General features: G+C 43.8%; 19 protein-coding genes. 9 read left to right on the top strand and 10 right to left on the bottom strand.

Annotation, left to right across the window (positions count from 1 at the left end; translation table 11 throughout):
* Nucleotides 1–91 precede the first annotated feature (91 nt).
* Both ABDV94_RS10555 and ABDV94_RS10550 read right to left on the bottom strand, forming a co-directional pair.
* The gene (locus ABDV94_RS10555; protein ID WP_343747140.1) at nt 92–694 is read right to left on the bottom strand and encodes a MarC family protein; all 603 of its coding nucleotides are present in this window, start codon (nt 692–694) and stop codon (nt 92–94) included.
* Nucleotides 695–697: 3 nt separating this feature from the next.
* The gene (locus ABDV94_RS10550) at nt 698–1,273 is read right to left on the bottom strand and encodes a phosphoribosylglycinamide formyltransferase (RefSeq protein ID WP_343747139.1); all 576 of its coding nucleotides are present in this window, start codon (nt 1,271–1,273) and stop codon (nt 698–700) included.
* Nucleotides 1,274–1,435: 162 nt separating this feature from the next.
* Between ABDV94_RS10550 and ABDV94_RS10545 the strand changes: the two genes are divergently transcribed.
* From ABDV94_RS10545 to pyk, 5 genes are all read left to right on the top strand, one after another.
* On the top strand, nt 1,436–1,672 hold the full coding sequence (locus tag ABDV94_RS10545; protein ID WP_013686655.1) for an acyl carrier protein: 237 nt from the start codon (nt 1,436–1,438) through the stop codon (nt 1,670–1,672).
* Nucleotides 1,673–1,714: 42 nt separating this feature from the next.
* On the top strand, nt 1,715–2,968 hold the full coding sequence (fabF, locus tag ABDV94_RS10540) for a beta-ketoacyl-ACP synthase II (protein ID WP_343747138.1): 1,254 nt from the start codon (nt 1,715–1,717) through the stop codon (nt 2,966–2,968).
* 79 nt (nt 2,969–3,047) lie between these two features.
* Nucleotides 3,048–3,701: a ribonuclease III gene (rnc, locus tag ABDV94_RS10535; RefSeq protein ID WP_343747137.1), complete on the top strand. Its 654-nt coding sequence runs from the start codon at nt 3,048–3,050 to the stop codon at nt 3,699–3,701.
* 110 nt (nt 3,702–3,811) lie between these two features.
* Entirely contained in the window at nt 3,812–4,243 is a 432-nt protein-coding gene (locus ABDV94_RS10530) for an IPExxxVDY family protein (protein WP_343747136.1), read from the top strand.
* On the top strand, nt 4,240–5,658 hold the full coding sequence (gene pyk, locus ABDV94_RS10525) for a pyruvate kinase (protein WP_343747135.1): 1,419 nt from the start codon (nt 4,240–4,242) through the stop codon (nt 5,656–5,658). Before ABDV94_RS10530 ends, pyk begins: the two co-directional genes overlap by 4 nt.
* 99 nt (nt 5,659–5,757) lie before the next feature.
* On the opposite strand, the gene ABDV94_RS10520 is transcribed toward pyk, so the two are convergent.
* Together ABDV94_RS10520 and ABDV94_RS10515 are read right to left on the bottom strand one after the other, a co-directional pair.
* Entirely contained in the window at nt 5,758–8,319 is a 2,562-nt protein-coding gene (locus tag ABDV94_RS10520) for a lamin tail domain-containing protein (protein ID WP_343747134.1), read from the bottom strand.
* 206 nt (nt 8,320–8,525) lie between these two features.
* Nucleotides 8,526–9,644: a DEAD/DEAH box helicase gene (locus tag ABDV94_RS10515; protein WP_343747133.1), complete on the bottom strand. Its 1,119-nt coding sequence runs from the start codon at nt 9,642–9,644 to the stop codon at nt 8,526–8,528.
* Nucleotides 9,645–9,886: 242 nt separating this feature from the next.
* On the opposite strand from ABDV94_RS10515, the gene ABDV94_RS10510 reads away from it, so the two are divergent.
* The 4 genes from ABDV94_RS10510 to ABDV94_RS10495 all read left to right on the top strand — a co-directional run bounded on the left by ABDV94_RS10510 (nt 9,887) and on the right by ABDV94_RS10495 (nt 17,790).
* The gene (locus ABDV94_RS10510) at nt 9,887–12,745 is read left to right on the top strand and encodes a T9SS type A sorting domain-containing protein (protein WP_343747132.1); all 2,859 of its coding nucleotides are present in this window, start codon (nt 9,887–9,889) and stop codon (nt 12,743–12,745) included.
* A gap of 202 nt (nt 12,746–12,947) precedes the next feature.
* A complete protein-coding gene (locus ABDV94_RS10505) occupies nt 12,948–13,961 on the top strand; it encodes an aspartate-semialdehyde dehydrogenase (RefSeq protein ID WP_343747131.1) in 1,014 nt (337 codons plus the stop codon).
* Nucleotides 13,962–14,031: 70 nt separating this feature from the next.
* On the top strand, nt 14,032–14,820 hold the full coding sequence (locus ABDV94_RS10500) for a DUF6089 family protein (protein ID WP_343747130.1): 789 nt from the start codon (nt 14,032–14,034) through the stop codon (nt 14,818–14,820).
* A gap of 414 nt (nt 14,821–15,234) precedes the next feature.
* A complete protein-coding gene (locus ABDV94_RS10495; protein WP_343747129.1) occupies nt 15,235–17,790 on the top strand; it encodes an adenosylcobalamin-dependent ribonucleoside-diphosphate reductase in 2,556 nt (851 codons plus the stop codon).
* 190 nt (nt 17,791–17,980) lie between these two features.
* Here the strand turns inward: ABDV94_RS10495 and ABDV94_RS10490 are convergent, their stop codons facing one another.
* From ABDV94_RS10490 to ABDV94_RS10465, 6 genes are read right to left on the bottom strand one after another with little or no spacing between them, the layout of a single operon-like run.
* Nucleotides 17,981–18,643 carry a hypothetical protein gene (locus tag ABDV94_RS10490; RefSeq protein WP_343747128.1) on the bottom strand — a complete coding sequence of 221 codons (663 nt, stop codon included), beginning with the start codon at nt 18,641–18,643 and terminating at the stop codon, nt 17,981–17,983.
* 38 nt (nt 18,644–18,681) lie between these two features.
* On the bottom strand, nt 18,682–19,257 hold the full coding sequence (locus ABDV94_RS10485; protein ID WP_343747127.1) for a DUF420 domain-containing protein: 576 nt from the start codon (nt 19,255–19,257) through the stop codon (nt 18,682–18,684).
* The gene (locus ABDV94_RS10480; protein ID WP_343747126.1) at nt 19,235–19,903 is read right to left on the bottom strand and encodes an SCO family protein; all 669 of its coding nucleotides are present in this window, start codon (nt 19,901–19,903) and stop codon (nt 19,235–19,237) included. The genes ABDV94_RS10485 and ABDV94_RS10480 overlap by 23 nt, the downstream gene beginning before the upstream one ends.
* A 52-nt stretch (nt 19,904–19,955) precedes the next feature.
* The gene (locus ABDV94_RS10475; RefSeq protein WP_343747125.1) at nt 19,956–20,666 is read right to left on the bottom strand and encodes an SCO family protein; all 711 of its coding nucleotides are present in this window, start codon (nt 20,664–20,666) and stop codon (nt 19,956–19,958) included.
* A 23-nt stretch (nt 20,667–20,689) separates the two neighbouring features.
* Entirely contained in the window at nt 20,690–21,058 is a 369-nt protein-coding gene (locus ABDV94_RS10470) for a cytochrome C oxidase subunit IV family protein (protein WP_343747124.1), read from the bottom strand.
* Between the two features lie 19 nt (nt 21,059–21,077).
* Nucleotides 21,078–22,130 (bottom strand): cytochrome c oxidase subunit 3, encoded by a 1,053-nt coding sequence (locus tag ABDV94_RS10465; RefSeq protein ID WP_343747123.1) that lies wholly within the window; start codon nt 22,128–22,130, stop codon nt 21,078–21,080.
* Nucleotides 22,131–22,149 lie beyond the last annotated feature (19 nt).

The raw sequence follows: 22,149 nt of genomic DNA, 5'->3' as shown, positions 1-22,149 counted from the left end.
AAAGTAAAGGACTTTCGTTCCTGATGATCACTCTTGCCTCAGTCAGTCTTGTCTCTTGCCCTCTTTTCAATTCTCAATTTTCCATTCTCAATTAGATCGCTGTGGTAATAATCTTCGCAATATTGGTCGTAAACAGCTTCACCGCAATGGCCAGCAGGATAATCCCGAATACTTTTTTCATGATCGCAATTCCTCCTGGTCCCAGCAGGTGTTCGATTCGTTTCGTTAGTCTCAGAACGATGTAAACCAATAATACATTTAGTAAAATAGCCAATACGATATTGATATTCTGGAATTCTGCCCGAAGCGATACGATCGTGGTCATGGTTCCGGCGCCGGCAATGATCGGGAAAGCCAATGGAACAACGCTGGCTGTTTTACCGGAAACAGAGTCGCGGAACAAGCGCACACCCAAAATCATTTCCAAACTCATAGCAAATAAGATGAGTGAACCGGCAACTGCAAACGATCCGACATCTACTCCGAATAATTTCAGAATGGATTCTCCCAGAATCAAAAATCCGATCATAATCCCCAATGAAACAAAACTCGTTCTGGCAGGATGGATATCACCGCTCTGTTCTTTAATCTTAATAATCAAAGGAACGGATCCGATCACATCAATTACGGCAAACAAGACCATGGATGCTTTAAATAGTTCGCCCCAGTTAAAGGCCCAGAAATACTTCATCATATCCTATGAATTTAGAATTGTTTGTGCTACAATAATAGGAAAATGTTTGTGTTCCAGCTGATGAATTTTTTCCGCAAGTGATTCAACCGTGTCTTCCGGAGTCACCGAAACCTCAAACTGCGCCAGGATTTTTCCCTGGTCAAATTCCTCGTTCACCAGGTGGATCGAAATCCCGCTTTGGTTCTCTTGATTCTCAATGACAGCCTGGTGCACATACTTTCCATACATGCCTTTTCCACCGAATTTCGGAAGTAAGGAAGGGTGGATATTGATGATCCGGTCCTGGAAACCACGGATGATATTTACCGGGATTTTACGCAGGAAACCCGCCAGGATAATCCAGTCGATTGCACGATAATCCAGTTCCTGAAGTACCGTAAGACCGCTTTCAAACTCCTCATTGGTAAACGTGAGAACCTCAACTCCAAGAGCTTTTGCCTTCGCAACAACCGGTGCGTCAGCCTTGTTGCAAACTAAGATTTTCACTTCAATTTGCGGATGCCCGCTGAAGAATTGGATCAAATTAACGGCATTTGAGCCGTTCCCGGAGGCGAATAGAGCAATGGATTTCCTGTTCATGTGGGCAAAGTTACACAATCCAAATGACACGGCACAAGCGGATTTGAAGCTGAAAACGAGAAAGGCGGATCAGTGAAAAATATAATTAAGTGACTTTATATTTTGTTTTTATCGCATTTCCTATTTTCTTTGCAAGCTGAAAAACCTTATAAAAGAATTGAGATGTCTGATATCAAATCAAGAGTAATATCTATTATTGTAGATAAGTTAGGAGTTGAAGAAAGCGAAGTAACAAACGAAGCGAGCTTCACAAATGATCTGGGTGCTGATTCACTGGATACAGTAGAACTGATCATGGAATTCGAAAAAGAATTCAACATCGCCATTCCGGATGATCAAGCTGAGAACATTCAAACAGTTGGTGACGCAGTTTCTTACATCGAGCAAAACGCTAACTAAGAGATCTTAGTTTTCCTGGCATTATTAACGAATTAAATTTTTATGGAGCTGAAAAGAGTTGTTGTAACTGGATTGGGTGCTGTTACACCTATTGGTAATACTGTTGCAGAATATTGGGATGGATTACTACAAGGGAAAAGCGGTGCTGCTCCGATTAAACAATTTGACGCTTCTCTATTTAAGACGCAATTTGCCTGTGAGATTAAAAATTTTAATGTCGAGGATTTCATCGACAGAAAAGAAGCACGGAAATTAGATCAATTTTCACAATACGCCATGGTCTCCGCTACGGAGGCTATGGCTGATTCTAAATTGATGGAGTCGGAACCGAATGTAGACCGTATCGGTGTTATTTGGGGTTCCGGAATCGGTGGATTGAAAACCTTCCAGGACGAAGCTCAAAACTTCTTCGGAGGTGATGGGACGCCGAAATTCAACCCGTTCTTCATCCCGAAAATGATTTCGGATATTGCTGCAGGTCATATTTCTATTAAATACGGACTGCGCGGGCCAAACTATGTGACGGTTTCAGCTTGTGCTTCATCTACTAACGCGATCATTGATGCATTCAACCTGATCCGTTTAGGTAAAGCAGATGCCATTGTTACAGGAGGTTCTGAAGCAGCAGTAAACGAAATGGGGATGGGAGGATTCAATGCTTTGAAAGCCCTTTCAACACGCAATGATTCTCCGGAAACCGCTTCCCGTCCGTTTGACCTTGACCGCGATGGTTTTGTGTTGGGAGAAGGAGGTGGTGCACTGATCCTGGAAGAGTACGAACACGCGAAAAAACGCGGAGCGAAGATTTATGCAGAAGTACTTGGAGGAGGAATGTCCGGTGATGCATATCACATGACAGCTCCGCATCCGGAAGGAATCGGTGCAAGAAACGTAATGCTTGCTGCTTTGGAAGACGCAGGTCTGGATCCTACGGCAATCGATTATGTAAACGTTCACGGAACATCCACTCCGCTTGGAGATATCGCTGAAACGAAGGCGATTTCACAAGTGTTCGGTGAGCATGCTTACAAGCTGAACATCAGTTCAACAAAATCAATGACAGGACATTTATTGGGTGCTGCAGGAGCAATCGAAGCAATCGCATGTATCCTTGCCGTACAAAATGATGTGGTTCCTCCTACGATCAACCACTTCACGGATGATCCGGAAATTGATAACAAACTGAATTTTACATTTAACAAAGCTCAGCACCGTACCGTGGATGTTGCCTTATCAAATACCTTCGGTTTCGGTGGTCACAATACTTCTGTGATTGTGCGAAAGTATAAAGGTTAAGACGCAGGTGCGATTTAAACTACTACCATTTCTCAAGCAAAAGCGGTCTCAGGAAGACGTGATATTCATACGATTTTTCGTGAATCGTTTTGGATACAGGCCGAAGAATATCGAATTGTTCTACCAGGCGGTGACGCATCGTTCGGTGGCTTTTCACGGTCAGAAAGACTTTTCCAACGAGCGCCTGGAGTTTTTGGGAGATGCCATCCTTGATTCCATTATTGCCGAATTTTTATTCCAGCGTTTCCCGGATGAAGACGAAGGCTACCTCACAAAGGTCAAGTCAAAAGTAGTTTCCCGTAAAACTCTTTCAGAGATCGGAGAGGAATTGGAATTGCGTTCGATTCTGCGTTACAACAAAGGAAGATCCATCAATTTATCTTCGCTGGAAGGAAATGCCTTCGAAGCCATTATCGGAGCGATTTACCTCGATAGTTCATACGAAGCCACGAAGAAGATCATTTACAACCACATCTTCCGCAAATACGTAGATCTGAACAAAATCCTGGAAGAAGAAATCGACTTCAAATCCAAACTCTTTATCTGGAGCCAGAAACGAAGGTTGAGCCTCGAGTTTGTGGTTTTGAGAGAAGAAAATAACCACGGAACCTGGTTTTATGAAGTCATCGTCCAGGTAAACGGAACGAATTACGGAAAAGGTTCGGGGAACTCCAAGAAACTGGCAGAGCAGGCGGCAGCGAAAGAAACGCTGATCCTGATGGGAGAACTGTAGGAGCTTCAAATCCGGCGGTTCAATTACCATTTCTTAACCAATTCCTAACTTCCGACCGATTGCCATTTGCAAGATATTGCGTACCTTCACAAGATAAATTTTAAAAGTGTATGAGCAAACAAAAGCGTCATGTACTTTCTCTGGAAACATCTGTCGACTTTGAATTGATTGGTATCTGCTCCCACCACAGTGACTACCGGCTGGCCTGGGGGATCAATAAAATTCTGGAACTGGAACTGACCAAAAGCGAAGAACCGCTCGTAATTCAGTCTAAAAAAGGAGCAGTCGTTTCCCAGCATAGTTTTCATGTGTATTACGATGAGGTGGATCACATGGAATGGTATTTAATTAAGAACAAATCGGAAGGAAAATTTTTGATTCCGGAAAAAAATCAGATCGACTATTTTCTGATTCTGCGCGACAATGTGCTTCACGACCTGGAGGATATTGTAGACCGCATCCGGGAATCAAACAGTGTGATGGCGGCTTATGTCTTTGAAGCAAGCGCCATTCCTTCAGCAGAATTAATAATTTTCGAATGAAAAAAACAAAAATTGTAGCAACCTTAGGTCCGTCTACCTCGGATAAAGAAGTACTGAAACAAATGATATTGGATGGTTTGAACGTTTGCCGTTTAAACTGCTCGCACGGGTCGCATGAAGACCATAGAAAAAGCATTGAAATGATCCGCGAGATCAATGCGGAAACCGGGTTGAACGTGGCAATTCTTGCAGACTTGCAGGGGCCGAAAATCCGAACGTATGAAATGGAGAACAATGGCGTGATGATGGAAGAAGGAAACATCGTGACCATTGTAACGGAACGCATTACCGGAACCGCCGAGCGTTTCGGAATCAGTTATTCCTACATGCCGCGCGATGTACAGGCAGGAGAGCGCATTTTGCTCGATGACGGAAAACTGGTGATGGAAGTGGTGAGCACAAACGGAGCAACCGAAATCCAGGCAAAAATCCTTCACGGTGGAATCTTGTCTTCGAAAAAAGGAGTAAACCTTCCGAATACGAAAATTTCATTGCCGTCATTGACTGAAAAAGACCGCGAAGACCTGGAGTTTGCACTGAATATGGATGTGGATTGGATCGGACTGTCATTTGTGCGCTCTGCACGTGATATTATCGAACTGAAGCACATCATCTCCAACCGTCAGGCGAAAGCCCGTGTCGTGGCGAAAATCGAAAAGCCGGAGGCAATCGAAGATATCGACGAAATCATCAAAGTAACCGATGCGCTGATGGTGGCTCGTGGTGACCTGGGGGTGGAAATTCCATACCAGAATGTGCCTTTGATTCAGAAAATGCTGATCCGTAAAGGACACCAGCACGCAAAACCGGTAATCGTGGCTACCCAGATGATGGAAAGCATGATCACAAACATTACACCGACACGTGCGGAAGTAAACGACGTGGCAAACGCTGTATTGGACGGTGCAGATGCCGTGATGCTGTCGGGAGAAACTTCCGTAGGGAAATTCCCGGTAGAAGTCATCCAGACGATGGTGAATATCGTGGAAGAAATGGAGAAATTTGATGGAATCTACCACAAAGACCAGCTTCCGGATAAAACACAAACGCGTTTCATTTCCGATTCCATTTGTTTCAATGCCTGCCGTTTGGCACAGCGTGTAGAAGCCGATGCAATCATCACGATGTCCTTTTCCGGTTACACGGCATATAAAATCGCTTCACAGCGACCGAATGCACCGATCTTCGTGTTTACAGGAAATAAACAGATCATTACGCAGTTGAGCCTGGTTTGGGGAGTACGTGCGTTTTATTACGATAAAACAGTTAGTACGGATCATACCATTGCCGACATCAAGTACTTATTGACAAAAGACGGGTTGCTGAAACAGGGCGACCTGGTAATCAACATTGCTTCCATTCCGATTGAAGAAAACGGAAAATCGAACATGTTGAAACTGAGTTACGTCGATTAAATTGAGAATGTATAATTGATAATTGAAAAACAGGCCGATGACTGAGCGGAGTCGAAGTCCGGTCTGCTTTTCAATTTTACCTTCTCCCTTTTTACTTAATTAATCCAGTCTTCCCGCAAGCGTGAACCCAACCCGCTTTGCAAATTGCTTTCCACCGTTGTTAACGGAAAAGGCTTCTATCACCGCCATGTAAACTCCGATCGGAGCTTTTTGGTTAGCTGACGTCACTCCATCCCAGGAAAAAGTACCTTCCGTTCCAAGTAATTCACTCGAAAACAAGGTGTGCACTTCTCGTCCCTGGTTATCAAAAATTTTCAGAGTTGCAATCATAGCTTCATCAAACCGGTACCGGAAAAGCAAGATGTCCTGGAAACCATCATTGTCCGGTGAAAAGATCGGTTCGGTTGTGCCGAAGTTGGATGAAACATTTCCACTCATGTATTGGGAATTGATTTTTCCCGGTGTTCCGAAACCAATGGTTTCCGCCGCAGTGTGCCAGTTTGAAGCATTTGAAGACGGCCCGTCCGGGTTGATGCGTTCCAGCGTTTTGTTTTCCGTGTCGTCAATCAACGACAGATGCCAGTCTTCCTTGTAACTCACTTTGTCAATCAGCAGATTATTGTACAGCAGGATAAACGTCGACGAGTCGTTATTCAAAGCCGGAAGTGTGGTCGTATAAAATGTACCCGGAACTGCTTCGGGGAACGTGTTTTTCTGGTAGTTGCTGTCGGGAGTCAAAACCACGTACGAACCCGGATTGAGCAGGTAATTTTGCATCAGTTGAATGGTGTCTCCGTTGTACCTGGAGATGCTCAGGTCATTGAGATTGATCACTTTCGAAGAACGGTTGTATAACTCCACGAAATCAGAACCACCGGTCACCGGATCGAAGAGAATCTCATTAATCACCAGGTCTTTTGCCTGTGGAATGTCAGCCAGCGCAAAATTTCCCGTTACGGTTGCCGCATTCAGCCAGCAATCCTGCACCGGGCCGTAGTTCAATTGATAATGCTGACTCAAAGCCAGGTTTTCGTTGAACGTAATAATCGCCTGACTGGAATAGGCAGAAGCGACGTAAATACTCTGTACGGTGAGATTCGGGTTCGTACCGAATGCCGCATTCACCAAACTCACAGAATCCATTCCTTCCGAAAAGTGAACCTCCAGGTAATTCGGACTCAGTGCAATCAAACCAGTCAGATGCGGAGCTTGTGTATCGGGAGTAATATCATAAACGGAATTCTGAGTGCCGGGCGTTCCGCCTGTGGGACTGTTGGAAGCAATCCAGTTGGAGGCATCGGAGCAGGGATCATTCGGATTGATCAGCTCCAGGGTGTAACCACCGGCTTTTTTTACCGCATCCCGGTACCAGCTGTCGGCGTAGGAAATCCGGTCGATGATCGTTCCGTTGTTGTCTTTCAATACCACATCGTCGCTGGAATTGTTGTAGCTCGGAAAACTGCTTACGGCATAGGCCCCGGGAAATTCGGGAACGCTGGCAGTGGCGCAGAGCACCTGGTATTGTCCCGGAGCAATAAACCCGGAAGAAATGGTTCCGTCGCCACTCTGATCACCCAGTTTCCACCCCGAAAGGTTGATGTATTTGTTACTCTTGTTGTAAATCTCTACAAATTCCAGTTCCGGGAGCCCAACAACCGGAGTAGGATCGACCATCATTTCATTGATCACCAAATCTCCTTTCACGGCCGTTTCACCGACCAGCCAGCTGAAATTAGCGCTCAGGTTGGAAGCCGTATTTCCGAATGCGTCTTCGATGGCTGTTACATTCACCTGGTAATTCTGCCCGTTGCTTAAAGCCGTTCCAAGTGTGAGGTGAAGTAAAGCGGCATTGGATCCGTCCAGAGCAACGGATGAAACCGTCACTGCGGGATTGAAGCTGTAATTCGCTGTTTGAAGCATGGAAGCACCTCCAACCGGTTCGCTGAAAAGCAAATCTACCTGCGTGCTCGTAACGGGCGTTGCGCTCAGGAGGCCTGGAGCTTGCGTGTCAATGATTTCATCTCCGATATACACATCGTCGTAGTAAAACTTGTTCGCGTTGGAAGCGGTGTACGTTTGAAACACGCCGAAATGCGTTCCGATAAGTGCGCTGGCATCCGTTCCGGAATACGGGCTTCCGAAATTGGTTCCACCGGAAGGATCGACATAGAGTTCCCAGTTTCCGGCATTGTCGCGGATCACTTTCACCCTCACGGCAAACGAAGCGGCGATTTGTCCGTCGGGAGAGGCACAAATCATTGCCGAAACTCCCGAAACGCTTTTGAACAGCCTGACAGCATCTGTAGACCCGGCTTCCCCGAACTGGAGGTAAAATCCGTCCGGGTTGGTCGTCAGATCGGCAGAGGTTGCAGTCAAATAAACACGCCCGAAATTACTGGAACTGGGGGCGAAAGTCTGCCGGACAAGGATTTCCCATTGTTTATTATCCAAAGAAGCAAGCAGGTGCGGCGTTGTGAGGTAAGAAGTTCCTGCAACGGAATTGGTAAGCTGCAATTCCTGGCTGCTATTGATGCTGTAATGGGTATCGGTACCGTTCCAGGCAGGATTGGCAGTAAAATTTCCATCTGAGAAGTCATCTGTGACCTGGTTCCATGCGAATAGCGGGAAAAGTAGTGTCAGTGCAATGAAAAGTGTTTTCATAGAAAGTAAGTCGGAATAAATATACAAAAACTCCGCTTCTATAAAATAGATTTCTATGCTAGCCGATATAAAACGCTATTATCTTCGAACTTCTGCGGGAAACAAATAAAACCATATGGCACGTTCAAAAAGTCCAACCGGTATACCAGTCAGAGCGTACAATTTTTAATCTGCGCAATTTGCGCGATTAGCGGGAAACTAGCTCGTTAAAGTGTCCGTTCCGGGATTTGCTGATTGATCAGCTTCTGAATGGCTTTGAGGTATGCCTTCTCTTCACTGGAACACAGCGTATATGCAATTCCACTGGAGCCGGCACGCCCGGTTCTACCGATGCGGTGTACATATGTTTCGGCCACTTCCGGAATTTCGAAATTAATGACGTATTCCAGCTGGTCGATGTCGATTCCGCGGGATGCGATATCCGTTGCGACTAAAAAGCTGACCGTTCTGTTTTTAAATCCTTCCAATGCTCTTTCGCGCGCATTCTGCGATTTATCGCCGTGAATTGCTTCTGCGCGGAACCCGGCCTTATTCAATTCCTTTGCAATGCGGTCTGCGCCGTGTTTGGTACGTGTAAAAACAATTGCATGGGAAATGCTCTCACTTTTGATTAACTGTTTCAGGAAAGCGCGTTTCTCCGTTTTTTCGACATAATACACGAACTGTTCTACGATTTCAGCAGTGGATGAAACAGGAGTCACGCGGACATTTACCGGATCGTGGAGGATCGTTCCTGCCAATTCCATAATGGTAGGAGAAATCGTTGCGGAGAAGAAGATATTCTGTTTGTTTTTGGGCAAACGCGGTAGGATTCTTTTGATGTCGTGGATGAATCCCATGTCGAGCATACGGTCTGCTTCATCGAGCACGAAATGCGTGATGTGTGCCAATGAAATATGTCCCTGGTTCATCAGGTCGAGCAATCTTCCCGGAGTTGCCACCAAAATGTCGATCCCGGCACTCAGCTGGTTGACTTGCTTGTTTTGGTTTACACCGCCGAAAATCACCATGGAGCGCAGTTTGGAAAACTTTCCGTATGCTTTGAAACTGTCGTTGATCTGGTTTGCCAGCTCACGTGTCGGAGCGAGTACCAGGCAGCGGATTGGTCGTCTTCCCTTCACAGGGCCGTCCGGTTCCAGGTGTTGTAAAATAGGCAATGCGAACGCGGCGGTTTTCCCGGTTCCGGTTTGTGCACAACCAAACAGGTCTTTACCTTCTAATAAACTTGGAATGGATTGTTCCTGGATTGGGGTCGGTGTGGTGTATTCTAATTCTTTCAATGCGTCCAATAAGTGCGAACGCAGGTTTAATTCATCAAAAAGCATGAAATGTTCTGTAAAAGTAATCCGAACTGATTGTCACGTGTGATGAACTTTTCCTCACTTCAAATCGGTGGAAATGGATTTTTCCGGTACAAAGATACTCAAATAATAATTAGCGCCAAAGGAGCATTTTGTAACGGATTCAATCGCTAATAATAGCATGATCTAAAAAGAACAATCTGTTGACAGGCTGATCTGTATAAATTGATTACTATTGAATCGTTATATTATTAATCTTGAAATCGATGAAAACAAAATTATCAATGCTGTGTTTTCTGGCTGTGAATCTGCTTTATGGTCAGTACGATTATTTTAAGTGGCCGAAGGCCAATACCAATTTGCTTGGAGTAGCTGTTAGCCCGAAAAGTGGTCTGGCGGTAGATGTATTTAACAGGGCTTATTACATCGATAATGTCTCTAAGAAAATCCGGTTTATGTATGGAGATGTATTGTCAACAGCACCGATTGCACGAAGTAATTCAAACCTGATATACCGGAATAACCCGACGGCCGGAGATCGTTTCTACTATGTCACCAGTACGAATAAAATTTCAAGCATTTGGTACAACAATTCAGTGAGTGCATGGCAGGTGGGGACTGAGTTTACCGGCATGACTGATAACGTTGCACCTTTGAGCTTTATTGAGGTGGTAGATGAGGATCATGTTTACTTCATTCGGGATTCCGACAAAAAGGTTTGCGAATATTGGCATACTGCCTCAGGAAGCGGATTTCGCTTGTTAAACATGTTTGCCTTGCCTGCAGCTCCTTACTCAAATATTGTAGTGAAAAATAACACACTCTACTATATTACAAATACGAATAAACCGGCCTATATGAAGTATAATTTCACTACATCTACCTGGGATGCAGCGGTGTATTTAAATACGGAAGTACTTGCAACCGGTTCAAAAATTCAGGTGGATGGTAATACCGGTCAGATCTTTTATGTAAGAGCATCCGATAACAAACTGTGCAGTTACTGGACTATTGGAAGTTCTTCCGGGTTTGGACCTGTGAATGCTATAGGGATTTCTGCTATGACCGGAACGGATATCCGCATATCTTCAAGCGGAGACCAGGTAATTTATATAGGTACAGACGGGAACTTTCACAACGAATACTATGATCTGTGTAAATGGTCTCACAATCGGTTGAATCCGGTGTGCAATTTGACCGCCAATTACAATTCTTTTGCAATGGATAACAACGGGGCGCTCTATTTCTTTGATGGTACGAATATCTGCACCCTGTCCAAAATTACTCCTACGGCAAATTTTGTTTATCGAAAAGGTTCCAGGCTTGCAATGAATGGACAAAATTACAATGCCAAATTGGCAAATTACTGTATGAATATTTACAATAACAATGGAGTATTGTTTGTTGGACCAAATAATCAATACGATTCGAATTTATCCAATTGGTTTTGTCTTACACCATCCGACTGTTCACCCTATTTGGATCAACATTTTTCAGAATTGCAGCAAGCGGGGTTCAATACGATTCGCTTAACGGGGCTTCACCTGTATTGTAATAATACTTCTAGTAATCCCAATGTTGACCCCAAAATTTACATTGATGCCTGGGATGTTTCTGATACTATTCATCTTCCAAATTCCGGAACGAAAATTGACATTAATTCCGGAAATAAATTGCAACAGATGTTAGATTTATACGAGATGGTTATTAATAAAGCTGGCGAGTATGGATTAAAGGTTAATTTTTTTGCCGGATTAGAGAAAGGTCATAAAAATTACAATACTGTTTGTCACAGTACATATGGAGTGTATTTGAACACTTTGGCGAATCGATTCAAAAATAACCCGAATGTGCTTATGTACAGTTTACTTCTGGAAGCAGATAGTTATGATTTCACATCAGAAGTTATTACTGATAAGGATTATATCTGCTCTACGGTAAATGGATGGTATGAACAGATTCGAAATGTTGATAAAAACCATTTGGTTACCATGAGTAATGTTGGAACATTTTCACTGGAAAATTGGGATCCGGGCATCTTGAATATCGATGTAATTACTTATCACATATATCCGGATTTAAGTCTTAATTATCAGAATTATAACCAACAGTACTATTTGAAAAAGCTCAAATGGGTTTCTAACATAATGAATGACAAGATACAAAAGCCCTGGATCATTGGTGAAATTGGGATTCCGGGGGTATCTAATCCCGCTACTGTAGCACCGCCGTCAAATAATATTGTTTTGGTTGTTGATTATGCTACTCAACGAAATTTTGCCATTTCTTCTCTACAAAATGTTTTTCACAGTGGGGCATCCGGTTATGGTTGGTGGCAATATAGAGACGTCTATACTAAATCAAATGGGACGCCAGTTGATCGCGGGGCTTATTTCGGATTAGTAGATAATTATGGAAATAAGAAACCGATTATTGCAACGGGTAATAGTGTGTTTAACATCACAACGCTCACAAATGGATGTAATTCGGGAACAGCACCGAACGATTATTATAATGAGTTGGCACCTTACAACGGATACGCTTATAATGTTACCGGTACTGTAAAAGATGTTAATAATCAGCCGGTTGTTAATGGTACAGTCAGATGTAATATTCCATGTGGAGCTCCGGGCGAATATAGAGAGTATAGTACTTTCACAAAAAGTGATGGAAGCTTTAAAGTATATGCAGAATGCCCGGTTATTGAGATGAATATTACTGGTGTAGGAACCTATACAAAGACTATAAATAATCCCGTAAGTGGAACCACATACACCCTGAACCCGATTACATGCAATTCCATTTACACCAAATCGATGGGACAAGACCAGGGAGGTCAAAGCCAATCCGGTAGCTTATTAGAAGAATCAAACAATGCGTTGACTGAAGAAGACCTGACAATTGCGCCAAATCCGTTTACTTCCAAAGTGAAATTTTCATTTGGTACGGAGCAAACGTTGACATCCATCCGCATTACTGATTTGATGGGTAAAGAAGTGAAAAATTGCATATTTTCAGGTAAAGAACTGGAAATTAATCTGGAAGGATCTCCGAAAGGCATCTACATGGTGCAAATTACCAATTCGGAGAATAAAACAATGACTAAACGAATCATAGCTCAATAAGCACTGAATCAGTAATGAGACCGGTCTTCTTCAAATAGTATGTTAGAGGACCGGTTTTTTTTAAGTTGATGAGGTATTTGAATCATACAAGTTATGTTGGATTCTCAAGAACATTTCCATTCCTCAATTTCTTTCACTTTTCAATGCTTTATTTTCTATTTTCAATGAAACTATCCATTATTTTTGTATAAAATTTTTGGTTATGAGAGTAGCAGTTGTCGGAGCAACAGGAATGGTTGGAAATGTCATGCTGGAAGTATTGAAAGAGCGGTCGTTTCCTATTACGGAATTGATTCCTGTAGCTTCTGAAAAATCGGTCGGCAAACAAATTGAGTTTGGTGGATTGGAATTCCCGGTAGTGGATTTGGCAACCGCTGTGAACATGAAGCCTGATGTAGCGATCTTCTCTGCAGGTGGAGATACTTCCCTGGAATGGGCACCGAAATTTGAAGCAGCGGGAACAACCGTGATCGACAACAGCTCTGCGTGGAGAATGCACCCGGAGAAAAAACTGGTCGTTCCGGAAATCAACGGAGATTTGCTGACTGCTGCTGACAAGATCATTGCAAACCCGAATTGCAGCACGATTCAGTTGGTCATGGCACTTGCTCCGTTGCACAAAGCATATGGCGTAAAACGCGTGGTTGTTTCCACCTACCAATCCATTACCGGAACCGGGGTAAAAGCCGTTCAGCAATTGGAAAACGAGCGTGCCGGAATTTCAGGCGAAATGGCATACAATTACCCGATCGATAAAAACTGTATTCCTCATTGTGATTCCTTTACGGATAACGGGTACACGAAAGAGGAAATGAAATTGACAAACGAAACGAAGAAAATTTTGGATCCGGTGATCTCTGTAACGGCAACAGCAGTGCGCGTTCCTGTTGTAGGCGGACACTCGGAAGCAGTTAACGTGGAGTTTGAACATGAATTCGACCTGGCTGATGTGCGCAAATTGCTGCACGAAACACCAGGAATTACCCTGAAAGACGATCCGACAACCAATACGTACCCGATGCCTCGTTTTGCAGAGGCAAAAGACGATGTATTCGTGGGACGCATCAGAAGAGACGAAAGCCAGCCGAAAACGCTGAATATGTGGATCGTTGCGGATAACCTTCGAAAAGGAGCTGCTACCAATGCTGTTCAGATTGCAGAATTGCTGATTAAGAAAGGAATTTTAGTTCCTGCGGCGGTCGGAACACACAATTAAATACGCTCTCCTTCGTTATAGCCTTATGCAGAACAGAATTCTGGTTTTATTCCTTTGCGTAATTTCCTCTTTGACCTGGAGTCAGAAAGCACACCGGCACAATGCGATGTCGCGTTCCGAGCTGGGCTTTATGCTCGGAGGAAGCTATTATATCGGGGATTTGAACCAGCGGCATTTCAAGCATACGAACCCCGCGGGGCAAATTCTGTATCGCTTCAATATCAATGCACGTTTGGCTTACCGCCTGAATGTTACCTACGGGAAAATTGAAGGATATGATAGCGAGCAGAAAGATGCATTTTATAAAAACCGGAATTTGTCCTTTCAGACCGATTTGTTTGAATTCGGATCCGGGATCGAAGTGACTTATTTCCCATTTGAGATCGGGAACAAACGGTATAAAGGAACGGGATACCTGCTGGCAGAGTTTTCGCTCACGCGGATCAATCCGAAAACCAATTACAACGGTACCTTGGTCGAATTACAGCCTTTGGGAACAGAAGGACAGGGAACAGCATTATCCGATCGCGGCAAATATTCCCGCATCCAGTTGGGAGTTCCATTGGCTGTCGGAGGACGTATCTCGCTTTCTCCGAATGTGGCACTGAACATTGAGTACGGAATCCGTTTTCTGTTCACTGATTACCTGGATGATGTAGGCGGATACCGCTATGCTGATCCGGCAACGTTAGCTGCAACAAACGGCCCTACTGCAGCAGCATTGAGCAACAGAAGTCTCGATGGAAACCGTTTCGGTCAGCGTGGAAACAGAGCTACCCGCGATTGGTATACTTTCTTTGGCGTTGGAATCATGGTTCGTATGGGAGGAAAAGGAAGCTGCCCTTCGGATTTCCGTTAATCCCTACGTGAGCTTTTTCCGATTTCAATAGCCTGATCACTTTGGTATCCCCCTGAATTCTCCTTCAAGACTTTTATTTAAGGGTAACATAATGTGCCGTTCAATGGTGCAGAAACGTCTTCCGGAACTCTCCCTTTTTACGTCAAACGGCACTGGCACTAAACCACACGTTGAGATCAGCGTTAAGGCAAAGGGAATGTGTAAGCTTCCGTGTAATTTATTTTTCATTTTTTGAGACATGTATTTGTGAAAAACAATCAAAATTGTAAACTTTTTTGTGTTTGTAAATTACTAATCATTTGAAATACATGTAGTTAACATCTTATTTTTGTAAACTTTTTTAAAATGAAAAATAAAGAACTGAATTCAATGTGTATTTTTGAAGTGTCAAATGACGCATAAAATATACAAAAAATGGACTCCCAGACACTTACAAAAAAAAGAAGTACTTACACAGATGACGAAGTATACGAAGCAACACTTTCCTATTTCAACGGAGACGATTTGGCCGCCAGGGTTTGGTTGAATAAATACGCCCTCAAAGATTCTTTCGGAAACATTTATGAACGGACTCCAAAGGACATGCACATGCGGATTGCAACTGAGTTGGCGAGAATTGAAGCAAAATATCCTAATCCGATGAATCGGGAACAGATTTTTTCCCTGATCGACCGGTTTAAGTATTTGATTCCGCAGGGAAGCCCAATGACCGGGATTGGAAATCCTTATCAGATCGGATCGTTGTCCAATTGTTTTGTGATCGGAAATGAAGGTAACTCAGATTCGTATGGAGCAATTTTCCAGACAGACCAGGAGCAGGTTCAATTAATGAAACGTCGTGGGGGAGTAGGACATGATTTGTCGAAAATGAGACCAAAAGGCTCTGAGGTGAAAAACTCAGCCCTTACGTCGACCGGACTTGTGCCGTTTATGGAGCGTTTTTCGAATTCTACGCGGGAAGTAGCGCAGGACGGGCGCAGAGGTGCTCTGATGTTATCTGTTTCGATCAAGCACCCGGATGCCGAAGATTTTATAGACGCCAAACTGGAGCAGGGAAAAGTAACTGCAGCCAATGTTTCCGTTCGGATCAATGATGAATTCATGCGTGCGGTTGAAAGCAATAGTCCTTTTGAACAACAATTTCCCGTTTCCGGTAAGAATCCAACGCATAGATCAACGATAGATGCCCGCTCTTTATGGAATAAAATCGTTCACAATGCATGGAAGTCGGCTGAGCCGGGAATCTTGTTCTGGGATACGATCATCAAGGAGTCTTTGCCTGATTGTTACGCTGATTTGGGCTTTGAAACGGTTTCGACTAATCCGTGTGGTGAAATTCCACTTTGTCCTTATGATTCCTGCCGTTTGTTGGCAATCAACCTGTTCAGCTACGTAGATCAGCCCTTTACTGCCAAGGCCAAATTCAATTGGGCTTTATTTAAAGAGCACGCCGCTTATGCCCAGCGTTTGATGGATGATATTGTTGACCTGGAGCTAGAGAAAATTGATGCCATACTCTTAAAAATTGATTCGGATCCGGAGAGTGATGCAATTAAGCGGGTTGAAAGGGAGTTATGGGAGAAAATTCGGAAAAAATCTATCCAGGGTCGCAGGACAGGAATCGGAATTACTGCAGAAGGAGATCTTTTGGCTGCGCTGGGATTGATATATGGAAGTGACGAAGCAACGGCATTTTCCATCGAAGTACATAAAACACTGGCCATCGAAGTATACAGAAGTTCGGTTGTCACAGCAAAAGAACGTGGGGCATTTCCGATTTTTGATGTACAGCGCGAAAAGAAGAACCCATTCATGCAGCGTTTGAAAGAGGCTGACCCGACATTGTATTCCGAGATGGAAAAATACGGGAGAAGAAATATTGCCTTGCTGACGATTGCACCAACGGGTACAACCAGTTTGATGTCACAAACCACTTCAGGAATCGAACCGGTTTTCTTACCGGTATACAAGCGCAGGAGAAAAGTAAATCCGAATGACAAAGATGCCCGGGTTGATTTCGTTGATGAGGTAGGAGATTCCTGGGAAGAATACATTGTTTTTCACCACCGGTTCAAAGATTGGATGGAAATCAACGGAATGGATACATCGGTGAATTATTCGCAAGAGGAATTGGATGAAATCGTAAAGAAATCGCCTTACTACAAAGCCACTTCCAATGATGTTGATTATCTGAACAAGGTGAGAATGCAGGGAGCGATCCAGAAATGGGTTGATCATTCCATCAGTGTGACCATTAATATGCCGCATACGGTTACGGAAGAATTGGTCGGGGAATGCTACATGGAAGCCTGGAAAGCGGGGTGTAAAGGCGTTACCGTTTATCGTGACGGATCACGTTCGGGGGTTTTGATCAGTGCGGAAAGCAAACATGAATCTGCTGAAAAGCACCGTGAATCTCTTCCATTTCCTTTGGAGCGACCGCAGGTATTGGAAGCTGATGTGGTGCGTTTTCAGAATAAAAAAGACAAGTGGATTGCCTTTATCGGGTTGATAGATGGCCGTCCGTATGAAATTTTCACAGGTTTAGCTGATGACGAAGATGGGATCTCACTTCCGAGATGGGTCAATGACGGGTATATTTTGAAAAATAAAGATCACCAGGGTCATTCACGCTACGATTTTCAATTTGTGAATCAGCGCGGCTATAAAACCACCATTGAAGGACTTTCTCATAAGTTCAACCCCGAATATTGGAACTATGCTAAATTGATTTCCGGTGCACTGCGTTATGGAATGCCTATTGAGAATGTGGTAGAACTGATTGGAAGTTTGCAATTGGATGAAGCGATTAATACCTGGAAAGCCGGTGTTGCACGCGCATTGAAACGATACATTCCGGATGGAACAGCAATGAACAAACAAAAATGCAGCAACTGCGGTTCTTCCAACTTACATTACCAGGAAGGTTGTTTGACCTGTACGGATTGTGGTTCTTCTAAATGTGGTTAGGAGAACAGGAAAATACATTTGGATGAGCAAATCCCTGCAATCTGTATTGTGGGGATTTGTTGTATTGACTCATCCGTTGTCATTGTTTGATATTTTGGTCCCAGGGACACGTGTTCGTGCTGGTAATCACTGTGTGTCGGAGGAGACAGAACAATAACACCCCGGGCGTGTTTCACATGAATTAGAATCGTTATTCGACGAATTTGAATTCCTCCAGGAGCTGGTTGATTCCATTTCTTCCTTTCCTGGAAAAGCCGTAATCATTATCCCCGGTGTAGTGCTTTTCACTGATTTTTTGTTGTCGTTCAAGAGCCGGAATCACAAATGGAGCCTCGAGATAGTTACATTCCATACAAATGCTGATCTGGCTGACATATAGGCCATCTTTGTAAAAGACAATGCCCAAACGGGGCTCGAAACATGCCATGCGCATGCCGCCATAAGTAGACCGGGCAGAAATCAGGCGGAGAAATTGATCTGCCTCGGACTGATTCATAGCATGCTGCTTTTCAATGACGTCGATAAGGAGTCCCCATCTGCTGTTGTATAACCTGTATACTCTCGGATTGCGTTCTCCCTGGTTGAAGTATTTATACGCAACAATTTGATTGTAATTCAGGGTATCAAAGGGAGTACCTACGGAATTTATCGGAACAATTTTAGGAGCATTTTTCAAACAATCTCCCAACTCCGCGCGGTCCAGGTAGATTTTCTTCTTCGGTTTAATGGAATCGGTAACACTCAGATTATTGGAGGTACTGACCGCTAGTTTTTCACGGGAATGCACTTTTCCTTCCCCACAGGAGAATAACAAAAGAGCGGTAATGCTTGCAAAAAAGAATGGCTGCTTCATACAAATTGATTTAGGGTCAATTTGCTAAAGCTACTAATTTAATGAATGTAGTAAGGAGAAATCATCAAATAAACGACTACACCGCTTGCCGCAACGTAGAACCACAACGGCCAGGTAATCTTCGTCCATTTGCGGTGTTTGTCAAATTTCCCTTCCCAGGCATACAGATACGAGAAAAGTACCATCGGGATCACGGCCACGCTCAAGATGATGTGTGTGATGAGGATGAAATAATACGTGAATTTACTTGCCGTAGAAAGCGTTGTTTTCTCGTAGAGGTCCAATTCCCCGTTTCCGTTGATATCACCGTACAATGTGGGGTCTGAAGTCATGTGGTAAGCCACGTAACACAACAGGAACAACACCGAAAGCACCATACAGATTTTGATGATCGACTCGTGGGTGCTGATTTTTCGTTGTTTAACAGCAACCAAAGCGGCAACCAGCAGAATAGCAGTCACACCATTGATTCCTGCGTAGATCGGAGGAAGGAACGACAGATCCACATCCGAGATTTTCACTTTGAAAAGAACAGCGACCAGTAATGGAATAATGATCGACAAAGCGATGATCAGCTTGCGGATTCCGGGTTTAGTGTTTTGATTTGATTCCATATTCAATGTCTAATAATTTGCGTAAATCGGTGTTCAGTCTGTTTACATCTTCGGTTTGAGTACCTCTGTAAACACCACGAACGTATCCTTCTCTGTCAACCAGTACCATTCCGTCGCTGTGGGCAAAACCTCCGGCTGCCATCGGATCTTTGTCGGCATGAACCATAAAGTGCTTCACGCCCAATGCATGCGTTTTAGCTTCGTTTCCGGTGAAAAAATACCAGTTTTTGGTCTGAATTCCGTTGTTTTTGATATACGTTCTCAGCACGTGAGGCTGGTCTGTTTTCGGATCGATGCTGAAAGACATAAACTGTACTTCTGGTGCAATATCTTGTGTGAGCAGGTTCAAGCGTTTCATCTGCGAAATCATCGGTGGACAAATGCTCGGACAGCTTGTGAAGAAGAAATTGGCGATCCAGACTTTTCCTTTCATCGATTTGGAAGAAATCATCACGGAATCCTGGTTCAGGTATTTGAAAGCAGGAATTGTCGGGTATACGGTATCAATGGATTCCACTCCGTTGGTCTCGGAGAAGACAATATCGTAATTCCCGAAGTAGGGAAGTGCTTTCGGCTTTTTTTGCGGGTCGTTGTTACAACCGGTTAGTAGGATAAGAATCAGCGAAACTTGTAAAATCCATTTCATGGTTCTTGTAATTAATTCTCTTTGTAGAACCGCGTCAACGCTTGTTCCGTTATCAATCCTCCTTAGCGGATTTCTGTTTTTTCAGTTTGTATGCCTTGATATCGTATTCCTTCTCCAGAAGCGCCATGTGATCGCGCATGGTACGAATCGTACTTTCTGTTTTCCCCGGAAGAACCATTCTCAAGTGGTTGGATTTATCTGCCAGGAGCATGAGTTCCTGGAAGCTGTTTCCACCGAAATATTTTTTGTCTTTTTGCAGGAGCGACTGCCCGTTGTGTTGGATGTTGTAGATTGCTTTGGCATCTCCGGCAACGATCATCCAGATAGTGGGATCATAGCCTTCTACGCGGTCTTTCAACATGAATTCAACATCCTGGAGGTGTTTACCGTCTGTGTCCGGATTTCCGTTTTCATCGGTAAGAATGGAAACCAATTTCACATGGCCTAGTTTTTTCCGGTTTTCACGCAGGCGCTGGTAAATCAGCTGATCCAAATGCCAGATGGAAACACCACAAGAATCCGGACAGGAAGCCTGGATGGTGGTGTAGATCACGATCTTGTTTTTGAACGTTTGGTTGGTAAAAACCTTCCCTTTCGAATTGGTAAATGAGAATGCCGGGATTACGCCGTAATCATCCAGCTCTTTGAACTTGTGTTCACATCCACGGGTGGAAATGAATATTAAAATAAGAGCCGGTCCGAATAAAAGCAGTAGTGCGAACACTGATTTTAACGAACCGGCCTTAGAATGTGACTTAGCCATCGGCTATAAATCGTTTAAATGAACTATCCTCCGTAAGTTTCCCAAGCTGTGTGGACTGCATTTGCTTCAGTCAAGCTTATGAAAATCAAATAAATGATAAAGATAAAATACGGGATTAAAATGCAATATTTCAGGATTTTCTTCTCATCACCCAAGTGCATAAACACTAGTACGATGTAACCTGCTTTCAACAAAGTCAGGGCAATGAAAATCAGTTTTACGATCCACCATGAAGGGCTGTCCTGGTGAACCAAAGCTCCAACTGCTACTTCAAAAGCGGTAATAACTGTTAAGATAGCAGTTACCAACCAGATTTTGCGGCGGATTTTTTTTCCTGCTTCTTCGCTGTGGTGCGTATCTAATGAGTATTCAATAATATCGTCTCTTTCCATGATCTGTTGTTTCTTAAAATTATACTAGGTAGAAGAATGTAAATACAAACACCCAAACTAAATCGACAAAGTGCCAGTACAATCCTGTTTTCTCAACCATTTCGTAGTGACCACGCTTGTGGTAAGTACCGCGAACAACTCCTAAGAAGATCAGGATGTTGATGATTACCCCGGAGAATACGTGGAATCCGTGGAAACCGGTAATGAAGAAGAAGAATTGACCGTATTGTGCAGGACCGTACTCGTTGTTTGTCAGGTCAGCACCGTAGATGATAGCACCTTTCTTTCCAGAGTTAACAGATTCCCAGTATTTGACCTCTGCGTCTTTCCCGTGAATCTTTGTTGTTTTGCTCAAAGAGTGACCTGTTCCGTCTGTTTTGATGATGAGCTCCATGTGCTCGTCATTTTTCTTTTTCCAGGTAGCAACAGAACCATCGTGCAAAGTAATCTTTCCGTCTTTCACCTGACCGTTCATGACCGCTGTGCGGAAATGGTGGAACAATTCATCCGGAGTTTCTTTGATTACATCACCTACTTTGTGGTGAGAACCAGCCTGAACAACCGTAAAGCTTTCCAGATCTCCGAAGTGTCCTTTTACGATAGCACGTGAACCGGTATGTTCTCCGGACATGATTTCAACACTTCCGAAATGTGAACCGTGAATGAAGTGAGACCATTCCCAAGCCTGAGACCCGAGGAAGAAGAAACCACCGATGATCGTAGCGATCATCCATTTCATTACACCTTTCTTGTCCATTCGGTGACCTGCTTCAACCGCCAATACCATCGTTACAGATGATACGATCAGGATGAAGGTCATCAAAGCCACATACATCAACGGATACCCGTGACCCAGGAACGGTAAAGAATCGAATGTTTCCTCACCGATCGGCCAAGCGCTCTGAGTTGTGTGGCGCGTATAACCGTAAGCAACTAACAATCCACCGAATGTCAAAGCATCCGATACCAAGAAAAACCACATCATTAGTTTTCCGTAACTCACGTTAAACGGAGAAACCTTACCGCCCCAAGCGGTTGCAGCGTCGACATGTGTTGTAGCGTGTCCTGCCATTTTACAATTTTTTGTGCAA

The organism is Fluviicola sp. (assembly GCF_039596355.1).
GTDB lineage: Bacteria > Bacteroidota > Bacteroidia > Flavobacteriales_D > Crocinitomicaceae > Fluviicola.
This window is presented reverse-complemented; position numbering and strand designations above follow the sequence as displayed.